Raw genomic sequence first — 24,389 nt, 5'->3', positions numbered from 1 at the left:
TGTAACTTTCTTTATTACAGGCAAATTTTATATTTTCTGGTGTATAAACTCAAAATATAAAGTAGTTTTAAATCAAAGATTTTATATAATCTACGCGTCTTGCTAAATTAGTTTTAGGGAGTGTTTTGACAGTAAAACCAAGTGTATGGTATACATTTATGAGATGTTTATGAATACATGAAGCTTCTTGATAAGATTGAGGTCGTTGAGGGTCATTTATATAAATTTCTTTCCACAGAGGAAGTAAAAATACAGTTGTTGCATAGTGCTTATGATAAGGAAAATTATTTAAATACTCAGGAATTATAAACGATTTGGATTGCAGGTAAGCAATGATATCTGGTAGTCCACGGTCAACAAAAGTGTTTTTTTTAATAGGGAACTGTAATTCTTCTATAGTTTGTTTATACAAGAGATCTGCAAATTCAGAAAGATTACCCCAAGGAGTTTTATCACTATTCTTTTTTTGTTGAGAGATTATTAGTTGCCTTGATATTTCGGCAAAACATAGATAACCTTCTTTTTGCAAGGTATTGATTAAGCTTGTTTTTCCTGTTCCAGGGGCTCCTGTAATAATGTGTCTTTTGTGCATTATAAAAAATAATATACAGTACAGATAAAAAATACAAATGTAAAGGTTACTTTTTGATTAATCCAGGCTACTTTTTTTATTTCATCATGTGCAAGAATCCTATCATTGGTTCCTATGTAAGGTTTATCTACTAATTTACCGTGATAGTAATTAGGACCGCCAAATCTGCAATCCAGAATCGCGGCTAATGCCGCTTCGGGATATCCTGCATTAGGGCTAGAGTGTTGTTTGCCATATTGTAGTACAAAAGAAATTTTATGCAGTTTGAAGGTGACCAATAGCATAAGAAAAGCGGTCATCCTTGCAGGGATATAGTTTACAACATCATCTAGCTTTGCCGCAAATCTTCCAAAATATAAGTAACGCTGATTTTTATAACCTATCATAGAATCTAAAGTATTGATCATTTTGTACATCATAGCTCCTGTTACCCCAAACAAGGCATAATAAAAAAGAGGAGCAATAACACCATCACTCAGGTTTTCTGATAAGGTTTCAAAAACGGCAGTTTTTACCTGTTGTGGATTCAGTTGATCTGTTTCTCGTCCTACAATCCATGACAGTCGTTTTCTGCCAGATTCAATCCCTTCTCGTAGTGCTTTAAAAACAGCTTTTCCCTCATCTATCAAACTTTTATTTGCTAATGAATAGAAGACAAATATAGAGGTGCAGGTATAATATACTATTGGATAGGGGAAAGTAATTATATGCAGTATATAAAAAAATAATAAGGTACTTATTAATAAGATAATAGTGAGGAACCTGCCTTTTTGATATGTAAAGGGAAAGGTGTTTAATTGTCCTTCTCCATACGATATAGCATTTCCAAATAATCGTATAGGGTGGGGGAGCCATCGGGGATCTCCTAGAATCAAATCAAGAAAGTACCCAATGAGCAAGGGTAGGATTACTGTACTATACTCCATTGTTGTAATGCATTAACTAGTAATTGATTTTTCTCTGGGCATTGACTGGCAATACGAATATAATGATTGTCTAATCCTCTAAAATTGGATGCATCTCTAATCAGTAATTGATGTGTATATGCTAAATAATCTTTGAGAGCGGTGGCATTGGGGGTATCTAATTTTATTAAAAAATAATTGGTTTCTGATGGTATCACTGTAAAACCATCGATAGTATTAATTTGATGTTGCAATTGTATACTATAGGTAAGTAGTGTTGCCATATCAGGAGATAATTCTGTATAGTTTTTGAATATGTATTTTCCAGCTTCAATAGCCAAGGTGTTTACGCTCCAAGGCATTTTTGTTTGCTGTATTTTTTTTCCTATTCCTGGATTGCATAATATATACCCCAATCGTAACCCTGGTATGGCAAATAGTTTGGTTAATGATTTTACAATAATGAGATTCGTATGTTTTGTAAGGAGCTGAACACAAGATGTAATTTTATGTGTGAAATCTATATATGCTTCATCAACAACAAATGTTGTTTGAGGAAAAGAAGTGATCAATTTTTGTATTTCAGATACCGTATTACAATACCCAGTTGGATTATTAGGATTACAAAGAAATACAAGGTCTTCATCAAAAATAGTGGTGGTTAATGTAGCACGATCATAATATTGAACCTTCATGTTACTTTGTAAACAGGCGTCTTCATACTCAGAAAATGTAGGGATACCTATCGCTACTTTCTTATCCCCAAAAAGAGGTGTGATATTATAAAAAGCTTCTGTTGCCCCATTGGTCATAATGACTTGTGATATGTTTAGCTGATGGTGATTGGCTACTTCTTTTGTAAGTTGATCTGCATTTGGAGTTGGATAATTTGTAATAAGATGTAGTTTCTCTTTGAGATGGGATACTAGTTGCTCTGAAACTCCCTGATACCAAATATTAGAACTAAAATTTGCTTTGAAATCTATAGGATATCGATACCCATCGTCGCCATGACCATACATCATAATTAAGAGTGCATTTTAGAAATTATACTATTGATATCTATATTTTCTTCTAATAAGGTAGCTAATTTATCATAATTATCCTCTTTATATGCTTTATAATCAAAGGATGTTTTTGTAGTAGAAAAATTCTTTAAAAGATCTTCGATTACTATTGAATGATCTAGGATGCCGTGAATATAGGTTCCCCAGCAGTTTCCTTGTAGATACCCTTCTGGTTGATCTTTTATATAGGTAAGAGGACTTTTCTTTTTTATAGTTGTCTGCCCCATATGTATTTCATATCCTGTAATAATTTCAGAAGAGTTTTTGAATGTAAAGTTAGACTGTGTGGTTGTTTTTTCTTTTGCTAATATAGTAGAGATAGGGAAGATGCCTAAACCTGGGATGGTTTTAATATCGCTTTCTACTCCCCAAGGATCTTCTATGGTTTTGCCTAGCATTTGATATCCTCCGCAAATACCGATGACTGTTTTTTGTTCCTCATACGCTTTGAGTATAACTTTAGCGATTCCTTTTTCTCTAAGGAAGATAAGGTCTTGTATTGTGTTTTTACTTCCAGGTAGGATAATGATGTCTGCCTGAGCAATATGTTCAGGGTCATTTGAATAAAATACATGAGTTCTAGCATCTTTTTCTAATACGTTAAAATCGGTATAATTAGAAATATAGGGCAATAGAACAACAGCTATATTTATTTGTTTACTGGTTATAGTTTTATTCTTTTTGTGTAGACCTACAGAATCTTCCTCTTCGATATAGATATCCTTATCATATGGAACAATTCCCATGATTGGAATTTGAGTAAGTTCTTCTAACATTTTTTTACCTTCCTCAAATAAAGAAACATCTCCTCTAAATTTATTGATGATAACTCCCTTTATCATTTTTTTTTCCCAAGGTTCTAGTAGTGCAATAGAGCCATATACACTGGCAAATACTCCTCCTTTGTCTATATCCGCAATAAGATATACATCTGCATTGGCAGCTTCTGCCATTCGCATGTTTACAATATCTCGATGTTTTAGGTTGAGTTCACTTATACTTCCTGCTCCTTCGAGTACAATAGGATTGTATTTTTTCTGAAGTCTATGAAAAGCGGTTTTGGCCTCTGCAAAAAGTTGTTTCTTATTATCACCCAAAAAATACTCTTTGATTGTTTGATCACCAATAGGTTTGCCGTGTAAGACTACTTGTGATTTGTTTGCACCAGAGGGTTTTAATAAGATAGGGTTCATATCGGTGGTACAATCAATTTTACAAGCCTCGGCTTGTACAGCTTGTGCTCTTCCTATTTCTAATCCATCAGGGGTAACAAAACTATTAAGCGACATGTTTTGTGCCTTGAAGGGGGCAGGAGAATATCCTTTTTGTTGCAGTAGTCTACAGATACCTGTAACAAGAATACTTTTGCCAACATCAGAACCTGTACCCACAAACATAATAGGGTGTAATTTTTCCATTCTTATTTACTCAATGAGTTGGCTTCCAAAATTAATTAATTATTCTGGTTTTACTCTCAAAAAGAGCAGTGTTTACTTTTTTAGAATTCATATGTTTTTTGGACATGTTTATATTGAATAATCTTGACGATCTTTCTTTTTTAAAGTATAGGGATTTTAGTTCTCATTATTTGTCAAAGTTATTTTAAAAAAAGACAATGTAAAATGCTTATATGACGTTATTCAGTCATGTTTTGCAATTAAAATATCCTTTAAAAAAATAAAAAGATGAATATTACACTTACACAGGCTGAGCAAATTATTGCGGTAGCAAAAGAAAAACCCACTGATTTAAATACAAAAATGAATATTCGATAGTAGATGCTGGAGCAAACTTGGTGGCGTTTGCACGTATGGATGGTGCATGGTTGGGTTCTTTGGACATCTCTATTAAGAAAGCTAAAACGGCTCGTTATTTTGATATGAATACGGGAATGATTGGTGGATTATCACAACCAGGAGGACCATTATATAATATAGAACATTCTAATGGGGGCTTGATTACTTTTCCTGGAGGAGTACCGATAAAAAATGAAGATGGAGAAATCATTGGAGCTATTGGGGTAAGTGGTAGTACTGTAGAAAATGATCATGCAGTTGCCGAGACAGGTGCTACAGCTCTATAGGGTAAGTAATACGTAAACTACAATAGCTATTGAATAGGGGTGGTGCTTTTGGATACTCTGGTTAGGTGTTTTATAACCGCATGATCAGAATTTTCAGAAATCAACTGGTCTGCTTTTTTTTTGAGAATAGGATGTGCATTTTTTACAGCGATGCTTACATCTGCAATATCAAACATTTTGAGATCATTCAACCCATCCCCAAAAACCATAAGAGACTTATTCGATAAATTATAGTTGCTCTTTATAAATGAAATAGCGTTTGCTTTGGTTGCCATGTGACTATGAATAGTAAGCCAAGCCCATCCAGGACTATATTGATTCTCGAATAAATGGATTTCTGTGGTAGCGTAAAATTTTTCTTCTATTATTTTTTTTAGATCTTCTAGTATCGCTACTTTGTTAATGATTGTAAAACAGGTGATCTGTCTTTTTGAAATATCTGTTATGTTTTTTACAGGAGTTATAATTTGATTTTTACTGCATTCTCGATCTCTCAGGTACCAGAATTCGCCTTCATTTTTTAGACCAATGTAGTCTATACTATCTATCGCATTATAGTGATTAGAAATAAAAACCCCTAGATTCATTTTTTGTAATAATTCTAGTATCTCATGTTTTGATGAAGAATCAATGTCATTAATCTGATGATGTTTCATGGTAGCTAGATCAGAAATATAGGCGCCATTTAAACAAATTACAGGCAAGCTAAGTTGTATGTCTTTAAATATTTCTGAAATAGTTATTAAATTTCTAGCACTTGCTACACCAAATAACATTCCTTGTTTGATCAAGTGTTTTAAACCTGTATACGTTTCTGTGGATAATAATGCATTGTTATCCAATAATGTGCCGTCTAAGTCTGAATAAAAATAGGAATTAGAGAAATTGTACATTTCTTGTCTATTATATATGATTAGAGGTTTTTATCAAAATATAAAAACTGGCTTGTTTAATTGAGAATTGGTGTTATAATAATCTTGTTTAGCTATAAATTTGATTTTCTTGTTCTGTTACTCTGATAAATGTAGTTCTTTTGGTAAGTTCCTTTAGTCTTTTTGCACCTACATAAGAACAGGTACTACGCAATCCTCCTAAAATATCTTTTACAGTTTCAAAAACTTGACCTTTGAATGGAATTTTTATCGTTTTACCTTCACTAGCACGATAGTTAGCTACAGCTCCTTCATATTTGTTCATTGCTGTAGAAGAGCTCATACCATAAAACAGTTTATAGGTTTCTCCTTGTTCTTCTACCATTTCGCCACCACTTTCTGTATGCCCAGCAAGCATTCCTCCCAGCATTACAAAATCGGCACCACCTCCAAAGGCTTTGGCAACATCTCCTGGAGTAGTGCACCCTCCATCACTAATTATCTGACCTCCTAATCCATGAGCAGCATCTGCACATTCTATGACGGCAGATAATTGTGGATATCCAATACCAGTTTTTACTCTGGTAGTACATACTGATCCAGGTCCAATACCTACTTTTACAATATCAGCTCCAGATAATAACAGTTCTTCTACCATTTCACCAGTAACTACATTTCCTGCAACAATGATTTTATCTATATAGGTACGTCTTAATTTTTTTACAAAATCAACAAATGTTTCTGAATAGCCATTGGCTACATCTACACAAATCATTTCTATACGACTATCTAAGTTTATAATCTCATCTAGTTTCTTGAAATCATCATCTTTGATTCCTGTACTGACTGCTATATGAGGCAGTGATTCGCTTGAATTGAGCGCAAGAAACGTTTTCCAGTTTTGTATAGAATAGTGTTTGTGAATGACTGTTATAATATTGAATTTTGATAAAGCACTGGCCATCTCAAAGGTCCCTACTGTATCCATATTTGAAGCTATGATAGGAACTCCTTTCCATATCTTTTGGCAGTGTAAAAATTTAAAAGTTCTGTTTAGATCGACTTCAGATCGACTTTTTATGATAGATCTTTTTGGTCTGATCATTACATCTTTAAAGCTAAGTTTTATATCGTTTTCTATTCTCATGACAAAATCTGTAAATTGGTTTTATAAGTATATTTTTTATCTACTGGGTTCTAAAGAGAGTTTAGCATTGGTTGCATAAATAAGCCTATATATCAGTGCAATGGCAGAGAAGGTAAGCCCTGTTAATAAGCCTATCCATACTCCTTGAGCCCCCATGTTTTTGTGAAAAGCCAGAATGTATGACACTGGCATGGCAATCACCCAATAGGATATCAAAGTGATCATTGTTGGTATTTTGACATCTTCTATACCTCTTAGTAATCCTAAGGTGTTGACCTGTAATCCATCTGATATTTGAAATACTGCGGCGATCAATAATAGAGAAGAGGTGAGTTCAACCACTTCTATATCTTTGATATATAGCTTGGGGAGTATGTCTCTGAAAACTATGAATACAAGTGCAAATAATGACATTATTGCAATATTGATTACGAATGAGGAAATACCTACTTTTTTCATCTCTAGACGGTTTCTAAGAGAATACTGTTTGCCATACTTTACCGTTACTGCTGCAGCAAGTCCTATTGCGACCGTATAAGTTATCCCCGATAGATTGATAGCAATCTGAAAGGAGGATAATGCAACAGAGCTAATCCATCCCGTCATAAGCCATGCAAAACTAAAAGCTCCATATTCTAATGCAAAGTGAGTACCTATAGGAAGTCCCATATTTAATAATTCTTTGATTTTTTTTGAACTGAAATGCTTTTTAAAACTTAGGTCAAAAAATGAGACAGGTACTATTTTTACAAAATAAAATGTGATCAGTATGGCTAGGACACATCTTGCTATTAGGGTGGCAGTGGCCGCTCCTTCTAATCCATATTGTGGGAATCCAAATTTTCCGTAGATAAGAATGTAATTCAATAGTACATTGATAAGATTAGAGATAATACCATAGTATAATGCTACTTTGGTATATTCGAGAGCTTCTAGATGCTGTCTGGCAGTTTGAAAAAATAAAAGCGGTACCAACGATAAGCCCGCTATCTGAAGATAATTTTCTGTAAGATCGAGAATTTCTTCTGGCTGATTAAATAGATAGCTAAATTTACCAAAGATTACTAGTACTATAAATAGTACGATTCCTGTAAGTATATTGATGAATAAACTATTAAAATAGTAACTCTCTTGATCTTCTTTTTTCATCTCATTTTTATCGGTACTATATTTAATAATCAAAGGAGTTAGCCCCATAGAGACTCCAACTCCAAGAATAGTGGCTAAATGAAAAACTGCATTGGCAAGAGATATTGCCGCGAGTTCATTTACTCCTAAGTCCCCAACCATAATAGTGTCTACTACACCTACCAGCATATTTCCTACATGACTTAACATAATAGGAAATGCTAAAACCAGAATGTTATATGTATGTTTTGGTGAAAAAAAGTTTTTAAACATGTGCAGTTATAGTGTTTTTTAAAATTACTTGAGATATCATTCTTTAATTGGTTATAGGCTCACTACCTACTTATTTAATTGTTTCAGTATTTGAGTGTTTATAAAATGACTTACCCCACTTTCATTATTGGACTTGGTAACAAAATCAGCTTTACTAGTAATGTTATGATGTGCATTTGCCATTGCAACTCCTATTCCTGTTGCTTGTAAAATTTCAAAATCGTTTAAATCATCTCCAAATGATAGCACACTTTCTAGATCGATTTGTAAGTGATGGCATAATTTTTCTACAGCAAAAAGTTTTGAAACTTCTTTGGGCATTATTTGTATGTATTTACCATTTTCTGTAATCAATTTTTTTAAGTCACTACTTATAAAAGTATCGATATGTTTGTGTGGAAAATCACAGCCCTCAGATATTATCAATAATTTGTTTATATGGTAATCAGAGACTTCTTTTATACTGATAACCTCTGAGATATATTGATCTGGCAGTTTTGAGAAAGAGAATATATTTCCTTTTGATTCAAAAGAGAAATAATCTTTATTTAACTCATTCAACCAATGAATCAAAGAGGTAATCTCTGATATTTTATAGGTAATATCAAATACTATTTGAGTGTCTTTGATCATGGTTGTTCCATTAGATAATATCCAGTATTCATCAGAAAAGATGTTTAGTAAATCAGTGGGAATCATTCTTAATGGTCGTGCGGTATTAAAAACCAATTGATACCCTTCTTTTTTACAGGTGAGCAAGGTTTGTATATCTGTTCTAGAAACACTCTTAGCATCATTTAATAAAGTTCCATCAAGGTCTATTGATATCAGTTTAATACGATGGCTTGTATTTATCAAGGTCATTTATTTTTCAATGATTATTAATAATGGTTATTATCTTATCAAGTTGATTATTGTATTGTAAGTGTAAAGGAATAGTAGTCATGGTACTTAAAATACGTTCTGTATTTGGGCATTTTGTTTTATACTTTGCTAGAATAGGGTAGTCATATAAAGGTTTGATATTATATGAAACAACATCAGATTGAATATGATTTTTATGGGTTAGGTCGTTTATTAGCTCAGTATTTCCAGTTTGACAAAGAAGCACCATTCTTTGATAGCTTGGTTCTCCTGAGTTTAGGATTTTTATTTCTGAGATAGTATTACTTTTTATTCTACTCCTTATATAATTAGCATTGTACTTTCGTAGCTCAATGGTTTCATGTAATTTACTGAGCTGTTTGGTTCCTTCTTTTGCTTGTAAGTCACTGATTTTGAAATTTACTCCAAAATTCACTCCGTCAAGATTTCCCATTCTAGAAAAGCTAAATGCTTTTTCATATAGCTCTTCATTATTAGTAATAATATATCCACCTTCTCCTCCTGTAGAAAAAAGTTTACTTTGTTGTGTGCTATAACATGCTATATCTGCATAATTGAATAAGTATTTTGCATGGATTTTGGTAACGGGGCTTAATGCTAAATCTGCAATGAGAGCAATGTTATTGTTTTTTGCAAAATCTCTAAGTTTTATCATATCTGTGGGATATCCCCACATAGGGACTTCTACAATTGCTTTAATATTTTTTAAATCAAGATTTTTGAGTTTGTCTATATCAAGTCCAAAATTATCATTGCAGATATCACTAAAAAGGACTGTTTTTGTAGCATACATTATAGGGAAAGCAGTACACATAGGAGCAGCAGGAGATGTAATTACTTGATCACCATAATCAATTCCTAAAGCATGTAGTGCAACTATAATAGAGGCTGTTCCAGATGTCAATGCTAATGCATATTTGCAACCATAATATTCTTTTAAATTATTCTCATAAAGAATTACATCATCAGCAATGTCTGGTGGTGTAGATGTACTTTGATTTTTGACTTTGTCAAAAATTGAAGTATTATACGAGGATACCATTCTAGTCATCATACCAATGCTGCTTTTGATTTTAAATTAATTAATTGATTATCAATTTGTTGAGATATGGTATCCATAGTGGTATATACTGGTAACATATCATCGAATGAGTGCGAGAATTTTTCGTTAAACAAAATATGTTTGAAAAATAAATCTAGTTCGTTCTGATATCCAGAGTCATTGAAGCCTGATTTAAGAGGGCTTTTGTATAGATTTAAGGAGCATTTTTTTGTGTTCATCTCAAAAGGGGAGGAGATTTCTGGGCTAGAAATTTCTACTTTGTTTAGATCGGTTATCTTGATAGAATTCCCTTTGTTGCTTATAATTTCTATTTTATGTTGAAATCTTTGTGCGTATGTACCACTCAAAAGGCTACCAATAATTCCTTTATGAGAAGTAAACATTAATTGAATAAAAAATGGTTTGGTAGATGAAGAACAGAATACTTCTAGTTTACTATATTTCTTATTGAAAAAACGTAATAGATAATCCAAAGGGTGTATTAATTGTGCTAGTAAAAAAGATTCTATAACAGAATCATAGTTCCAGAAAGGTTCTCTGGGTTTACTACTGATATGTTCGATACTTATATAGGATAATTCGCCAAAATTTCCTTCTTGCATTATTTTATGGCTAACCTCATTTGAATAGGTGTAACTAAAATTCATACCTACTCCAGTTTTAATCTCCATTTTTTCAGCGAGATAGATTAACTCTTTTAGTTGTTTTGTAGTTCTAGTAGGGGGTTTTTCTACAAAAACCGCAATATTCTTTAGAATAGCATAGCGAGCAACTTCAAAATGAACATCTGGATATGAACATATAATTATTACATCAAGGTCTATATTGTCTATCATCTGTTTATAAGAGTGATAGGTATAGCGTATTGAATATTTTTCTTGAAAAGATTTTAATCTATCAGTATCAATATCACAAATAGCAGTGATTCGAGCATAGGATGATAATAATACAGAGGGAAGTATATTGTCCCCCATTTGCTCCCCAAGTCCAACAATGCCTACTTTTAGCTTTTTCATAATGAATGTGGTTTTAAAAGTTGTTATAAATTGTTTTTTTGTGTGTTAAGTTGGTGTATGCTTTTTTGATTAGTTTATAAGTTCCGTCAAATAAGTTCAGAGACTCTATGTTTTCTAGGGTAACCCATTTTGCTTCTTTGGCCTCTGATGTATTCACTTTAAGTTCCCCACCTTCTTTTAAACCCAAATAAAGAGAGTCCATATGTATGTGTGTGGGTTGAAATTTTCTCTGAGGTATTATTTGTTCATGTAGGTATTCTGGTGGAATTACACATTTGGCATCTTCTGCTTCAAGAGGTTCATGTATAAAGGAGAATAAAGATATTTCTATTCCTGTTTCTTCTAGCACCTCTCGTATCCCTGCTTCGCTAGGTGATTCAAAAGGTTGTTCTACATGCCCCCCTGGGATCATCCATTTATTGAATTTGTTGTGGTGTATCAAAAGGACCTTGGGATCGTGTTCTAGGTTATCAAATACAATAACACTAGATGTAAACTGTTTAACCATCAAAGTAAGTTCTTATCGTTTTAATTATATATTCTATGTCGTAATCAGAAAGCCCCTCATGAGTAGGGAGTGTCAAGACAGACTTGATTAAAAATTCTGAGTTATGGCAATTTCCTTTTTTATATTTTTTAAAAATATTCATATCATAAAGTGGGGCATACCCATATCTAAAAGGGTCTGATATGATATTTTTTTTAAATAAAAATTGCTCTAAATTGTCTTTGAGCTTAGAATCTGCTAATAGTACCATAGCATAGTAGTTACTTCTAGAGGATTTTGCTTTTACTAGTTCTTTTAGCTCAGGAGTTATCAAAGATAATTCTTGTACTATGGTTTGAGCAATAGTGTGTCTTTGCTGTATTTTATCTTCAATTTTGGCTAATTGGCTTATTCCTAAAGCAGCATTGATTCCGCTAATTCTAAAATTAAGCCCAAAGGAGTTTCCGTAAGGAGTGTTATCATTAGGGATAGCACTTTCTCCAAACGACCTTAGTTCATGTAATTTTTGATAATCATTACTGTTTTTGACTAATAAAAATCCTCCTTCTGCGGTGGTGATCATTTTTCTTTCATGGGTACTAAAAACAGCATAATCACCAAAGACACCTAAGTATTTTTTGTTGAGTTGAGTGGCATGGCAGTGAGAGTTGTCTTCTACTACTTTTATATTTTTGCTATGACAACAGGCTACAATTTCTTCAATATTATTTGCATATCCCCACATAGGAACATTCATTACAATTTTAGTTTTTGAAGATATTTTCTTTTTTAAATCTTCGATATCAAGATTAAAATTTGTTGTATGTGTATCAACAAAAATAGGGATGGCTCCCAGGCTCATTATCGGAAACACACACATTACAGGAGCAGTTGAAGGTAGAATTACTTCATCACCACTCGCTACATTATTAGCCATTAATACCATTTGTATTCCTAATGTTCCGTTGCTACATGCCAGTGCAAAAGGAGAATCAAAGAAATTTGCTAATGATGCTTCATATTGTTTAACAACTTCTGATTTTCCTGATATACGATCTTTTTGAAGTGCTTTTTTTATATGATCAAAATCAGAATCATCGATATTAATAAAACAATTATCATATACCTTATCAGACTTTTGATCTGTTGTTTTTAATAACATATTATTTTTATTAATTATTTATAATAAAATTTTTACGATAAGAATAGGGGCTTGGGTATTCACCAATTTTTATTTCTTGATATTGAAAACTGAATAAATTGGCCAAAAAAATATAAGAACACAGTCTTTTTTAAACGATAGTTATTATATCATAAAGTGAAATATTAAATCTTTGATAGCAAAAAAATAAGATTCTAGGGGTAAACTGATTTTGGTGTAAATTTCTCAGATTAAAAAGGGGGAAATTACATCTATCTCAAAATTAAATAATTAGATCTGATCGCTATCATGGAATTACCTCAAAATCTTGAGGTTAAAACCATATTTATATATGTTTTGTTAAAATAAAAACTTTGTAAAAGCTTAATATACATTGCCTTAAAAGTGATTTTTAACAAATTGATTTGTAGGTGTTTAAAATGGTTTAAAAGTAAAATTTAACGATTCCTAAACAAATAACATGGTTTTGCCTCATGATTTATTAATTTTTTAAAGAGAGTTTAACAAAAAAGTATAATATTTTTTATTTATTATACTAATAAAAAGAGAGAGTTTAATAGGAATGATTATTGGTTTATGGAGAGTTATGTTTGTTTTTTTGCAAAAAATAGATGTTCCAACCAATGATTTTGAATGTAATTGTTGGATATGTCCTCAATTACAAAATCTATGTTTGCATAGTTATCAGATAATCGTATTTTTGAACTCCTTTTTACGGGCTTTAGAAAAGAAACTGACAGTAGCATTATAAGAATTACAATCGATTCTAATTGTTTTTGTTTTACTAAAATTTAAAATATATTACTAATGAGATATTTTTCACTAATCATCTTTTTATTTTTTACATTACAATCAAACTTTGCGCAAATAAGAAATAAATATTCAATTTCGTTTGATAATGCAGAGCATCATGAGGCTAATGTAACAGCAACTTTTACAAATCTTCAATCAGGTACTGTTTCTCTAAGAATGAGTAGAACGTCACCTGGGCGATATGCATTGCATGAATTTGCAAAGAATATCTATAATGTGAAAATTACAGATAGTAGAGGAAAAAAAGTAAACGTTACCAGACCAAATTTACATCAGTGGGATGTTACAGGACATGATGGTACTATTCATGTGTATTATACATTATTTGGCGATCGAGGAGATGGTACTTACTCTCAAATAGATGAGACACATGCGATAATCAATAACCCTGCTACATTTATGTATGTTCCAAAACTTAAGGATCGTCCTGTAGAGATATTATATGTAACTCGTAATGATCTTGGATGGAAGATAGCTACTCAAATGGAACGCTTGCAAGGAAATAACTTTAGAGCTCCAAATCTTCAACTTTTTATGGATAGTCCTGCATTGTTGAGTAATCATGTTGTAAAACAGCATAAGATTGGAGAAGGAAATACAGCGCATACTATTAAGATGGCATTACATCATAATGGTACAGATCAAGAAGCAGATGAGTTTTTTGAATCTATTAAAAAGATAGCTGAAGAAGAGAAACAAGTTTTTGGTGATTATCCAAGTTTTGAGAATAATGAATATATATTTCTAGTTTCTTTTATGCCTCAGGTATCTAGAGATGGAATGGAACACCGTAATTCTACAGTTATTACAAATCCAAAGAGTCTTTCTGATGGAGGGATGAAAGATAATATAGGGACTTTTGCTCATGAGTTTTTTCATGCATGGAATGTAGAAAGAATCCGCCCGTTGTCTTTAGAACCTTTTGATTTTGATAAGGCTAACATTTCTGAAGAACTATGGTTTGCAGAAGGGGTAACCAGTTACTATACTAATTTAATCTTATGTAGAACAGGTATCATCAGTCAAGAAGAGTATCTTGTTAAGTTGGCAACAACATATAATAAGGTGTGGAATTCTCCTGCGTTACAATTTTTTACACCAAGAGAAATAAGTCGTAAAGCTCCTTTTATGGATGCTGCGGTTTCTATAGACCCAATTAATACAGAAAATACATACGTTTCTTATTATTCGTATGGTAATATGTTGGGGTTGGCACTAGACTTATCACTTAGAGATGCAAAGGATGATCTTAACTTAGATGATTTTATGAAATTATTCTGGACAAAATATGGTAAGACCGAAATAGCATATACTTTGGATAATCTATATATTACTTTGAGAGAATATGCTGGTTCATCATTTGCAGATAGCTTTTTTTCTAAATATATAAATGGTAGTGAAGTACCTGATTTCAAAAAACTATTTGGGGCAGTTGCTATCTCTCTTAAAACAGAAGAAGATCCTTATATAGGTGCAGAAATAGAATTTACAAAGAATGGTTTGGCAAGAATATCAGAATATACTAGACAAGGAACTCCTGCCTATGAGGCTGGTCTTGAGAAAGAAGATGTTATTATATCTATTGGTAACAAATCGTTTTCTGATATAGATCAGTATCATGAAGTAGTGAATAAGAATAAAATTGGAAAAAAAGTAGTATTACAATACAAAAGAAACGGAACGGATAGAACGACTTATGTAAAAATTGAAAAGAATCCAAAAATAACTCTTACAGAGCATACTAAGCCTAATGAAAAAGCGCTACAACGACGTAAAAATTGGCTGAATCAAAAATAAAGGAAGAATTTTATAACCCATATAGTACAAAAAAAGAGGCTTTAAAAAAGCCTCTTTTTTTGTACTATATGGGAGAGTATTAACGCCTTAAAGCATCAACATAACGTTTGGCTTTTTCTAGCTCTAGATTTACTCTTTCTAATTCTATTTCGTATTCTTCTAGTTTTGTATCAACATCTTCAAAGTCTTTTAATTTGTTTTTGAACCCTTGTAAGTCTACAAAAGATTTTACGATACTATTATACATATCGTATCTATATGTAGAATCTTCTTCTGGAATAGATTTTTGTAGATCTACAATTTTAGAATTTAAAAGAGCATTGATATATTGTGTATTTTGACCAGGAGTATCTAAAGAGTCTAATAGCGATCTTATTTTTACCATTTCTCCAGAAAATTTCTCTTGAAATTGAACTTCTGTTTCTATCGCTTTAGATCTTTCTCTTAGTACAGAGTTTTCTTTTAATGGAACCCTGTCAAAATCAAAAAAGAAAGTAATTACAATTAAGGTTGCTGTAAAAAGAAATAACAATGCGAATTTTAATATACTATTTCTTCTTTCTTTACTATTCTTTGGTTTCATTTTATATTTTTATTTGGGTTGATATTTTTAATCTAGGAGAAAGCTTCTTCTGTTTTTAACATCTTGTTTAGCGATCACTTCTTCTTTAACAAAGATATTAGAATCTGTTTTCTTACCTATATAATCTAATTCGTTTAATTTTTTGAATAAGGATAACATAAGTTTGGTAAAGTTAGAAACATAATTCAAAGCAGAATTAATATCTGTGTGAATATATTGTAATTCTATCATTTCTACCAACGTATTTTCAAATGCCCCTTGATTCAGGTCGCACCAATCAGAAAGATAGTTTAGTAATTCTTCTTTACCAGTACCAGCATAGATATCCATATTAGTTTTTATGACTCTGGCAAGAGACATTAATTTGCAGATCATAAAAATAGGAGGAGCCTGCTTATCATTCATACGATATTCTGGTACCATTCCTCCTAGGTACTGCAAAGTGTTTTGGCATATTGTCAATACCATTTTTGCAAGATCATTGGATTGTTTTTTCTGATATATCTTTTGCACGATATTCATAGAATACTTTTCTAGTGCATTAAAAAAAGTACCGATTTCAGAATAGGTGTATAAAAGATCTTGATGGCTTAGAATAGATGTGCAAGGAGGTATAAAATCTTCTGCCAGATATGGCGCAGACCCTTCCTCAAAAATAATTTTTCCTATGGTAATATGATACTTTCCAAATTCTTCTGCATTGACCTCATTTTTACCAACGATATTAAGCTTGTATTCAGGTAGCACAAAAGGATGACGAGGTGGCTCTTCTTCAGGATCAGCATCTCCTATAGGAGTCCTTACATAGGGATTAATACTTAAAACAATATAGCATTCTTCTTCAGTACCATTGATTGCGTAGTTAGTAGTGATAAGATTACCTTCGCTTTCAAGAAAAGAGGTTATTTCTGACGTGATATGTATCAAATGTCCTCCAGCTGTAATAGCTCTACATCTGTTTAGTTGTACTTTTATCGTTTCCTGACCATCTACTGAGAAAGTCATTTTTACAGCCTCATCAGATCCAAAACCAGGTAATAAACCATAATTGTTACTATTTAATCCTCTAGAGCTAACTAGTTGAGAGAATTGAGTCAATGCATTCTCCATATCAATAAAGCGATTTTTATTGATTTTCATTCCGTCAATCCAGTTAACGTGATAATATTTTTTATCTTCTAATTTCATTTTTTCTTAAAATAAACCAGTTCTAGAATATTGTATTGTAATATATTCAATACAATTGTTGTTTTTATTTCTAAATATTTCCAGTTCTTTGATTTTTATGTTTTTACCTTTTATTTTGTTGCAAAAATCTATAAACGTAGTTCGTTTCCCTCTAGCATTTATGGGTAATTGCAGATTATTACATAAGTAAGGGCCAAAATCCTTAGCACTTGCTTTTTTATCTGCTACAGCCATTATTTTTATAGCAAAATCACTGTCTTTGATATTTGGTGCTCTAAATTCTTTTGGATCTTCTTCATCTGGAGCAACCTTAATTGGCGGGCGAGTTGTTATTGTTGGTCTTGGTATACGCCTTCTTCTTATAGGGCTAGTAGTCTTTTTCTTATTGGGTAGTACATTAATTTTTTTTCTAGTTGCATACCTAGTGTCATCATTTACTACCAAGGTAATAGTCTTCAATCCTGGTGATTCATAAGTATATCTAGGATTTTTTTTGGTAGAGTTTACTTCAGCAGTTTCTCCAAACCTCCATTCCCATCTGTAGGCATCTTTGGTTTGATCTTTAATCCTTAAAGGTTCACCTACTTTTATAGAAGAAGGGATTTTGAATTTTGCTAGTTTGGTGGAGTCTAGAATAAAAACCTTTTCTTTGATGACAATAGTTTTTATTCTTTCACAATTACCATTTACTTTTAAAGCGATGTTATATTTTCCTGCTTTTTCATAAGTATGAAAAGGGGATAACCCAGAACGTACTTTGGAGCTGTCTCCAAAATTCCATTCTCGTTTAAAAGCTCCGTCAGTATTATCTTTGAATCGTATAATTTCTCCAACTCTATAGTTTTTTGCATTTATATCAAAATCTATGATCTCACAAGGAGTATAGTTTGCGTATTTAAAAGCAAAAACGGTAGCAGTAATAAAAATTGTTACGATAAAAAACATAATGATACTTTTATCTATAAAAGTATTTTGTGATGTATCTGATGTTTTCATTAGTGTGAAATTTTAATTAATTCAATACAGTGATATAGTAAGGAAAAAGATTTAATGATTGCTTCTCTAATATAGACAAAATATTAATTTTTATAGAATCCCATTCTAAATCAGATGTTTTTACAGAAGAATTTGGGTGTAATGTTATCTCTATAGATGGAACCAGTCCTTTGTTTAACCCTGTATTTGTTTTAAATCCTTTTTTTATGGTTACTTCATTAATCTTGTTACTACATATCTCATAGCATAATGCTTTTACATCTTCTTTAGTGATAATTCTATTTCTAGAAAGTAAAGCTCTACGGTATGCGTAGAGTCGTTCCTCCATAGTTAAATTATCTTTCCCTTGAAAAGTAGGAGTTAAAAAAACTCCACTTTTCTGTTTTAATTCACTTCCTTTATATATGTCCAGTGTCTTTCCTGATTTTATTTGATTAGCTTCTTGTCCATTTGTTGTCCAATATTCTATAAGAAGAGTATCTTTTTTTCTATATGGTTTTACAGAAACATAATTTGTTTCTGCAATTGTTTTGGTCATATCCAACACCTTTTTTTCTAAGGTAGCAATATTTTGATTTAGTTTATTGACATTGGATTGTAAAAAATCACTTCCATAAACAGAAAAAGCAGCACTCTCATCTTTTAATAGCTCTATAAGATGTAATAAATACTCTTTAGCTTTTCTAGAATCGAGTTTACCTACATTATCTCTTCGTATTACAAAGGTTCCTTTCTGATCTTTTTCTGCATCATCAGCTCTAAGATTATACGTTTCTCCAGAGGTGTTACTTACTGATTTGATATCCAGAAATAAATCCATAGTACTTAAAGGTGCTATGTTGATATAATCTTTTAATTGAAAAGAAACACTTTCTAACTTTCTGTTTAATACAGGAAAGGCATTAAAAGAGCAAAACAAGCTTTGTAAAACAGTATTACTGATAACTTTAGGGAAAACTATTTTGATCCAATTTATATCCTGAAAATCCTCGGTATCTTCATAATCTATAAATTTAATAATTTCCTTAGGAATTTTACCATCTCTTTGTAATGAAATGTTCGATTTTAAAGTTATATAATGCTTTTCGTATATTTTTTTTACATCATTTTCAATGTTTCTAGTCTTATTTGGGGTGTGTGCAAATATAGATTCTAAATCTAAACGCTTAGAGTTATCACTATTCATATACCCTGTAGAAACATTGATAAGGGAATCGTTATAGTAAAATTTTGCTTGTCGTAAATGATGGTAAAATAATTCTCTATCCTGAATGTCTAATATTTCAAAAAATAAAGAAACATTTTTTAGGTTGATGGTATCATTTTCGGATTTGATACCTAAATATATGGTAGAAGACGGCAGAGCTCTTTTGTCTTTTTTAGAAAGCGTTATGTTGGTTCGTAGTTTTCCTTCAATTTCATACCCTTCATCACCACATAACATATGAGTAATTTGGGCATCTATTAGTTTGCTTTCTTGGGCTGGAGAGAAAAATATGTTTTTTGTTTTTTGTTCTGCCTTAGAGCCTTTTATCTTTTTGTTGAAGTAAAATAGGTTTTCAGGAGAAATTGTGCTTTCAGGAGAAATAGGTTCTACATAGGCAATTGCATGAGCGGGTCGTGCACCATATAATGTTTCTGGTGTCATAAGTTGTATGAGCTGCTCTGTTACTCTTGATTGAGAGTTGTTGATCTCTCCAGAGATTTTTGCAATTTCAGAAGCGCATGCGCTAATAAGAAGGGTGATTACGGGATCAAAAGAGGTTTCTATCTCATTTGGCTGTACTCCCCAGAGAGAAGCAGCCTTTTTGATCATTCTGTTTTTTATTTGAGTTTTGTTTTCTTGACTCATAAATATTTAAAATGAAAGCGGTGCAATATAAAACCTTTCTATACAATAAAAAGGTTCGTTGGTTAGACGTATAGTAGCATTTATTTTGATGTCTACACGTTTTTTTACTCTGTTTAGGTTAGCATTACTTATAAATTCATCTTGTTTTATTACTACTTTCAAAGTAGCGTTTTTTAATCTTTTTTCTTTGGTTGTAATACTTTCAAGAAGAGAGTCTGAGATAATATCTCTAAGCCTATTGGTTGTTGTGAGGTTGTCAAAATCAACATTCCAAATAGAGCACCCAAAAGTTTCATCAAAAGTACACTCTCCAAAATGAGTAGTTGTGATAAGATGAATGAAATTGGCAATGGACTTTCCTATATCACATTGTTCAGCCTCTTCATTGGCAATAATTTTTTTGGCTTGCAAAGGTAAGCTGTAATATGATTTTATCATATAAAATAAATATGAGCTAAGAGATTTGAATGAAATATAATGCAATTTAATAAAGTTTTGTATACTACAAACGAATTATAAGAGAAACCCCAATGATTTTTTAAATAGATATGTTATTTTTATGAGATAGGTAAAATATATATAAAGAAAGGAAAGAAGTTTTTATATTTGTAGAAATGATTATATAGATATGAGAGTGTTTTTTAGGTTGTCAGTGATTTTGATAGTTTCTATGTTGGTTAGTTGTAAAGGAAAAGACGCTATTGCTTATTTAAAAAGTAAGGATCAGCAAGAGCAGGAGGTATTACCTATTCAGAAAAAATATGGTAGAATTATTGATGTCGAACCCGAGAAGATCAAAAATATACCTTTGTATAAATTTGTTGATAGTTGGATGGGGACTCCTTATAAAATGGGAGGAGAAAATAAAAGAGGTATAGATTGTTCTTTTTTTACACAGTTTTTATATCATGATGTATATGGTAATCTTATAGAAAGAACTGCAGAAAAGCAATACATGGCGCCTAGTACTGATAAATTTATCGGACAGGAGTTTTTAAAACAAGGGGATCTGTTGTTTTTTAATCATAAAGGGTCTGAGTATCATCCTATAACTCATGTAGGTATTTATTTAGGGAATGATTATTTTGTGCATTCTACATCAAATTTGAGTGCATCTGGAGATAATGGGGTTCAGATTAGCAATTTTACAGATAAGCGTTGGCAAAGAATGTTTGTAGCAGCAGGGAGGAAGCCAAAAAACACCAATCATAAATTAAACTAAATAGTCCCAACTTCACACGGGTTCATTAGAGTATATGCAAGAAAAACATACACAAGAAATATACGACGAGCTGATAACGGCTTATAGAAGTCTAAAAGCAGAGGTTTTTGTAGCAGAGATTTTTGAGAACTCTAATTTGGATTTTAGTGATATCGATATTTTTAATAAGAGTACATTTTCTAGGTCGTACCGTAGAGATGTTACTAGTTTTAAGTTAGATACGTATTCAGCAGTAAAAGATAAGCTTCGATTTAATCTAGCTCGTAATGGAATATACGATATGCTTCCTGAAGCTTTTTTTCATGAGCAAGTAAAAAAAGGGAAGTATTCCTATAGAGGTTTACGGAAAAAGCATAAGGAAGAAGAGCAAGATGCAAGAGCTTTTTTTGCGCCTATTGAGAATGAGTTTTTTGTTCAGAAAGTTCGTGTAGAAGAGAATGAAAGGGAGTTAATAGATGAGTTTATAAACTTAAAAAATGATTTTTTACTTGATTTTTGGGGATTAGATAAAGAGATGCCAATTAATTATAGCTTGAAATTGCTAAAACTACTGCCTTTTGCTCACAAAATATCAGGAAATCCAGAGCTTACAGCTTTGAGTTTAGAAAAAATAATTGGAGAAAAAGTGAGGGTTGTAAAAAAGCATGAATCATATACTCATAAAGATGCTACAGAAAGTACGAATACTTTGGGGGTTGATTTTGTTTTAGAATTAAATGATTCTAGGGTGTTATATCCGTATTTTGAAATAGAAATAGGTCCTATTGAAAGAAAAAATATGCGTAAATTCCTACAAAATGGTGTGGCTAAAAAAATTATTAGTACCTTTTGTGACTATTTTATCCCACTAGAAATAGAAATCAAACTAAACATTACGTATTCAAAACAAGAAAGTGTATTTGTGTTGGATGAATCTAACAACCCAAGATTGGGCTTAACAACAATGATATAAAATGAAAATATTTTTACTTACAGTTATTAATACAGATATGTTTAAGATAGGTATAGTTTTGCTTGTTATTACTGTAATTCTTATGGGGTTTGTAACGGGCTTGAAAAAACTATTCGCTAAGAATAAGAAGAAGTTTTTTCTGTATATACTAGTAGTGTTACTGTTGTTTGCTGCTACAGCCTTACTGAGTAATGAGAGAGTCTTAAGTAATATTCCGCTTAATAATTTCATAAGTTTTCAGGTGGTGTTTTTAATCTTGGGAGTTTTACATGTTTTAGCATTGCGTAAGTTTTTTCCTGATTTATCAGAGACTCCAACGTCTTTTTGGTCAGAATTTTTATATACAATAGTTACGGTATGCGTGGGGTTGATTTCTTTTGTATACGTAATAGGATTGTATAAAGCTGAGTATACCTATATTTTTATTGCAGCAGTAATTGCTTTTGTGATTCCTTTTGCTGTAGTAAAGTTGTATGAGTTTTCATTATTGATACCAGTGCCAATATATAAAAAGTGGTTTTATCCTCTTGATAAAAAAGTAAAAGACCCAAAAGATGATGAACTGGTAAATCCATTGGTTATTTCATTTGAATTTAATAAAGGAAGAAATATTGAGGAGATTAGTAATTTTAGATTAAAAGCTCCAGAACGAATGGAGTTTGGTAAACTGTTTTATTTCTTTATCAATGATTATAATGAAAGACATCCTGGAGGAGAGATAAGTTATATAGATAATGGGAATAGCCCATCTGGATGGATTTTTTATACCAGACCTAATTGGTTAGGTTTTCAGAAATTTATTAATTATAATAAGACGGTAGATGGGAATAATATTAAAGAAAACGATGTAATCATTTGCAAGAGAGTATAATGTAAAAGTTAATATTTTGTTAAAAAAAAGCTTTGATCTTAAGATCAAAGCTTTTTTTTTTGGCTAAAATTAACAATGATAACTGTTGAAATATTTTTATTGTACTATTTTTCTTTCATTTCTTATTAAGTAATTATAAATGTATTGTGTTGGTTATGAATTTTATGTACATTTATACTGTGCAAGTCACGTTTATTATTATTTATATTTAATTATTAATTTTTAAAAATTTTATTATGTCTTTTAAAGCAGTATTTAAAGTAGATGGCGAAGAGTTTAATGTGTTAAACAGTAGTTATAGTTTGCATCAAGAAACTGATGCAACTGGGCGCCCATCTACCATAACCCGAGGAGGTAAAGTTACAATTACAGTTGAGTCTACTGGAAGCCAAAAACTCTCTGACTGGATGTTTAATAATTTTGAAACTAAGGATGTGAGCATTGTTTATTTTAAAAGAGATACAGAGGCTTCACTTAAGGAATTAAGGATGGAAATGACATATGCAGTAAAGTATACAGAGACTTTTGATGCTAATGGTAAAACCCCAATGATAGAGACCATAACGGTATCAGCAAAAACAATAAGCATGGGGAATGGAGAGCATAGAAATGATTGGGCTCTATAAAGTGTATAGAGGAGTAATTTTATAGAAAATTATACCAAAAGGAGTGTGAAAACACTCCTTTTGTATTTGCTTAGTGTTTGTTTTATAAAAACTTAGTAATTCTTGATGATTAAAAACCTACATCATCAGGTTTTTTTTAAATGTGTTTATTAAGAGTATTACAAAAAACGTTTAAGTAAAAAGATAGTAAACTGTTTCAATTTGCAACGATTTTAGGTTAAAGAATATGTGAAACTTTTTTTACTTCTTAATTAAGTCAAAGTTAGTTTAGGTGACATCTCTCAAAAGAAAAAAACGTACAATATATTCTCGGATTGCTTTTTAATAGAGATACTTGTGTGTCTACAATTATAAATGTAGAATAGGTTTATATGTAGAAGGCTACTAGCAAAAGAAATTAGAAGTAAAAATCTACTTGATTACACTGTTAAGTGTATGATGTTAATTCTAATGAATTAAACTTACCTGATAAAACTTGTCATGCTATAGTGAACTACATAAAACATTTAAAATATCATACAGATTCAGAAATTGGTTTTATAAAATAAACAGATGCACAGAGTATAATATAAAATATAGAGTATTTGATGTAGTTGAGTAAAAAATAATTCAAATAGCTCTTTAATATGAAAAGCAATTTTATAGGGAGAACTGATTTAAACTTTTTTTTGAATTGTAAAAACGGGCTGCCGATATTTGCGTTACGACACGTAAATTATTTAAAAGCAGCCCATTATGTACAGCGTACTAGACAAATATACAATAGAAATGGAAATAATTCCACACATACCATTAGCCAAGCGAGGGTT

General features: G+C 31.5%; 22 protein-coding genes and 1 pseudogene. 6 read left to right on the top strand and 17 right to left on the bottom strand.

Translation table 11 applies throughout. The annotated features are described in order from the left end of the window. Positions 1–67 precede the first annotated feature (67 nt). Genes CVD18_RS13105 through CVD18_RS13090 form a run of 4 tightly spaced genes read right to left on the bottom strand, consistent with a single transcriptional unit; the run spans position 68 to position 3,982 of the window. Positions 68–592, bottom strand: a complete 525-nt coding sequence (locus CVD18_RS13105; RefSeq protein ID WP_103865895.1) for an AAA family ATPase — start codon at positions 590–592, stop codon at positions 68–70. Beyond that, on the bottom strand, positions 592–1,518 hold the full coding sequence (gene cbiB, locus CVD18_RS13100) for an adenosylcobinamide-phosphate synthase CbiB (protein ID WP_103865894.1): 927 nt from the start codon (positions 1,516–1,518) through the stop codon (positions 592–594). Before cbiB ends, CVD18_RS13105 begins: the two co-directional genes overlap by 1 nt. After that, positions 1,500–2,522, bottom strand: coding sequence for a histidinol-phosphate transaminase (locus tag CVD18_RS13095; protein WP_103865893.1), 1,023 nt, complete (start codon positions 2,520–2,522; stop codon positions 1,500–1,502). The genes cbiB and CVD18_RS13095 overlap by 19 nt, the downstream gene beginning before the upstream one ends. 2 nt (positions 2,523–2,524) lie before the next feature. Beyond that, entirely contained in the window at positions 2,525–3,982 is a 1,458-nt protein-coding gene (locus tag CVD18_RS13090) for a cobyric acid synthase (protein ID WP_103865892.1), read from the bottom strand. A 267-nt stretch (positions 3,983–4,249) separates the two neighbouring features. On the opposite strand from CVD18_RS13090, the pseudogene CVD18_RS13085 reads away from it, so the two are divergent. Continuing rightward, positions 4,250–4,647: pseudogene (locus CVD18_RS13085) on the top strand (heme-binding protein). A 26-nt stretch (positions 4,648–4,673) separates the two neighbouring features. Here CVD18_RS13085 and CVD18_RS13080 read toward each other — a convergent pair. The 8 genes from CVD18_RS13080 to CVD18_RS13045 form a co-directional block, all read right to left on the bottom strand. Continuing rightward, a complete protein-coding gene (locus CVD18_RS13080) occupies positions 4,674–5,540 on the bottom strand; it encodes an HAD-IIB family hydrolase (RefSeq protein WP_103865891.1) in 867 nt (288 codons plus the stop codon). A gap of 88 nt (positions 5,541–5,628) precedes the next feature. Continuing rightward, entirely contained in the window at positions 5,629–6,666 is a 1,038-nt protein-coding gene (locus CVD18_RS13075) for a GMP reductase (protein ID WP_103865890.1), read from the bottom strand. Between the two features lie 36 nt (positions 6,667–6,702). Then, the gene (locus CVD18_RS13070; RefSeq protein ID WP_103865889.1) at positions 6,703–8,067 is read right to left on the bottom strand and encodes an MATE family efflux transporter; all 1,365 of its coding nucleotides are present in this window, start codon (positions 8,065–8,067) and stop codon (positions 6,703–6,705) included. Positions 8,068–8,133: 66 nt separating this feature from the next. After that, complete coding sequence (locus CVD18_RS13065) at positions 8,134–8,931, bottom strand: Cof-type HAD-IIB family hydrolase (protein WP_103865888.1); 798 nt, start codon at positions 8,929–8,931, stop codon at positions 8,134–8,136. A gap of 7 nt (positions 8,932–8,938) precedes the next feature. After that, a complete protein-coding gene (locus tag CVD18_RS13060; protein WP_103865887.1) occupies positions 8,939–10,006 on the bottom strand; it encodes a DegT/DnrJ/EryC1/StrS aminotransferase family protein in 1,068 nt (355 codons plus the stop codon). Then, positions 10,003–11,031 carry a Gfo/Idh/MocA family protein gene (locus CVD18_RS13055; RefSeq protein WP_103865886.1) on the bottom strand — a complete coding sequence of 343 codons (1,029 nt, stop codon included), beginning with the start codon at positions 11,029–11,031 and terminating at the stop codon, positions 10,003–10,005. Before CVD18_RS13055 ends, CVD18_RS13060 begins: the two co-directional genes overlap by 4 nt. A gap of 13 nt (positions 11,032–11,044) precedes the next feature. Beyond that, complete coding sequence (locus CVD18_RS13050; RefSeq protein WP_103865885.1) at positions 11,045–11,539, bottom strand: NUDIX hydrolase; 495 nt, start codon at positions 11,537–11,539, stop codon at positions 11,045–11,047. After that, on the bottom strand, positions 11,532–12,680 hold the full coding sequence (locus tag CVD18_RS13045) for an aminotransferase class V-fold PLP-dependent enzyme (protein ID WP_103865884.1): 1,149 nt from the start codon (positions 12,678–12,680) through the stop codon (positions 11,532–11,534). The genes CVD18_RS13050 and CVD18_RS13045 overlap by 8 nt, the downstream gene beginning before the upstream one ends. 807 nt (positions 12,681–13,487) lie before the next feature. Between CVD18_RS13045 and CVD18_RS13040 the strand changes: the two genes are divergently transcribed. Continuing rightward, positions 13,488–15,290, top strand: a complete 1,803-nt coding sequence (locus CVD18_RS13040) for a M61 family metallopeptidase (protein WP_103865883.1) — start codon at positions 13,488–13,490, stop codon at positions 15,288–15,290. A 79-nt stretch (positions 15,291–15,369) separates the two neighbouring features. On the opposite strand, the gene tssO is transcribed toward CVD18_RS13040, so the two are convergent. From tssO to CVD18_RS13015, 5 genes are read right to left on the bottom strand one after another with little or no spacing between them, the layout of a single operon-like run. Continuing rightward, positions 15,370–15,873: a type VI secretion system TssO gene (gene tssO, locus CVD18_RS13035; RefSeq protein ID WP_103865882.1), complete on the bottom strand. Its 504-nt coding sequence runs from the start codon at positions 15,871–15,873 to the stop codon at positions 15,370–15,372. Positions 15,874–15,900: 27 nt separating this feature from the next. Continuing rightward, complete coding sequence (locus CVD18_RS13030; protein ID WP_103865881.1) at positions 15,901–17,061, bottom strand: hypothetical protein; 1,161 nt, start codon at positions 17,059–17,061, stop codon at positions 15,901–15,903. Between the two features lie 6 nt (positions 17,062–17,067). Beyond that, a complete protein-coding gene (locus tag CVD18_RS13025) occupies positions 17,068–18,057 on the bottom strand; it encodes a PKD domain-containing protein (protein ID WP_103865880.1) in 990 nt (329 codons plus the stop codon). Between the two features lie 16 nt (positions 18,058–18,073). Further along, positions 18,074–19,909, bottom strand: coding sequence for a type VI secretion system baseplate subunit TssF (locus tag CVD18_RS13020; protein WP_103865879.1), 1,836 nt, complete (start codon positions 19,907–19,909; stop codon positions 18,074–18,076). 6 nt (positions 19,910–19,915) lie between these two features. Continuing rightward, the gene (locus CVD18_RS13015) at positions 19,916–20,347 is read right to left on the bottom strand and encodes a GPW/gp25 family protein (protein WP_103865878.1); all 432 of its coding nucleotides are present in this window, start codon (positions 20,345–20,347) and stop codon (positions 19,916–19,918) included. Positions 20,348–20,537: 190 nt separating this feature from the next. Between CVD18_RS13015 and CVD18_RS13010 the strand changes: the two genes are divergently transcribed. From CVD18_RS13010 to tssD, 4 genes are all read left to right on the top strand, one after another. After that, positions 20,538–21,131: a C40 family peptidase gene (locus tag CVD18_RS13010; RefSeq protein WP_103865877.1), complete on the top strand. Its 594-nt coding sequence runs from the start codon at positions 20,538–20,540 to the stop codon at positions 21,129–21,131. 34 nt (positions 21,132–21,165) lie between these two features. Continuing rightward, positions 21,166–22,083 (top strand): type VI secretion system baseplate subunit TssG, encoded by a 918-nt coding sequence (locus tag CVD18_RS13005; protein ID WP_103865876.1) that lies wholly within the window; start codon positions 21,166–21,168, stop codon positions 22,081–22,083. Between the two features lies 1 nt (position 22,084). Next, positions 22,085–22,954: a TssN family type VI secretion system protein gene (locus CVD18_RS13000; RefSeq protein WP_199185081.1), complete on the top strand. Its 870-nt coding sequence runs from the start codon at positions 22,085–22,087 to the stop codon at positions 22,952–22,954. A gap of 236 nt (positions 22,955–23,190) precedes the next feature. Then, positions 23,191–23,580, top strand: a complete 390-nt coding sequence (tssD, locus tag CVD18_RS12995; RefSeq protein ID WP_103865875.1) for a type VI secretion system tube protein TssD — start codon at positions 23,191–23,193, stop codon at positions 23,578–23,580. The last annotated feature ends 809 nt before the right edge of the window (positions 23,581–24,389 follow it).

Origin of the sequence: Aquimarina sp. I32.4 (genome assembly GCF_002924285.1) — a bacterium.
Lineage (GTDB): Bacteria > Bacteroidota > Bacteroidia > Flavobacteriales > Flavobacteriaceae > Aquimarina.
This window is presented reverse-complemented; position numbering and strand designations above follow the sequence as displayed.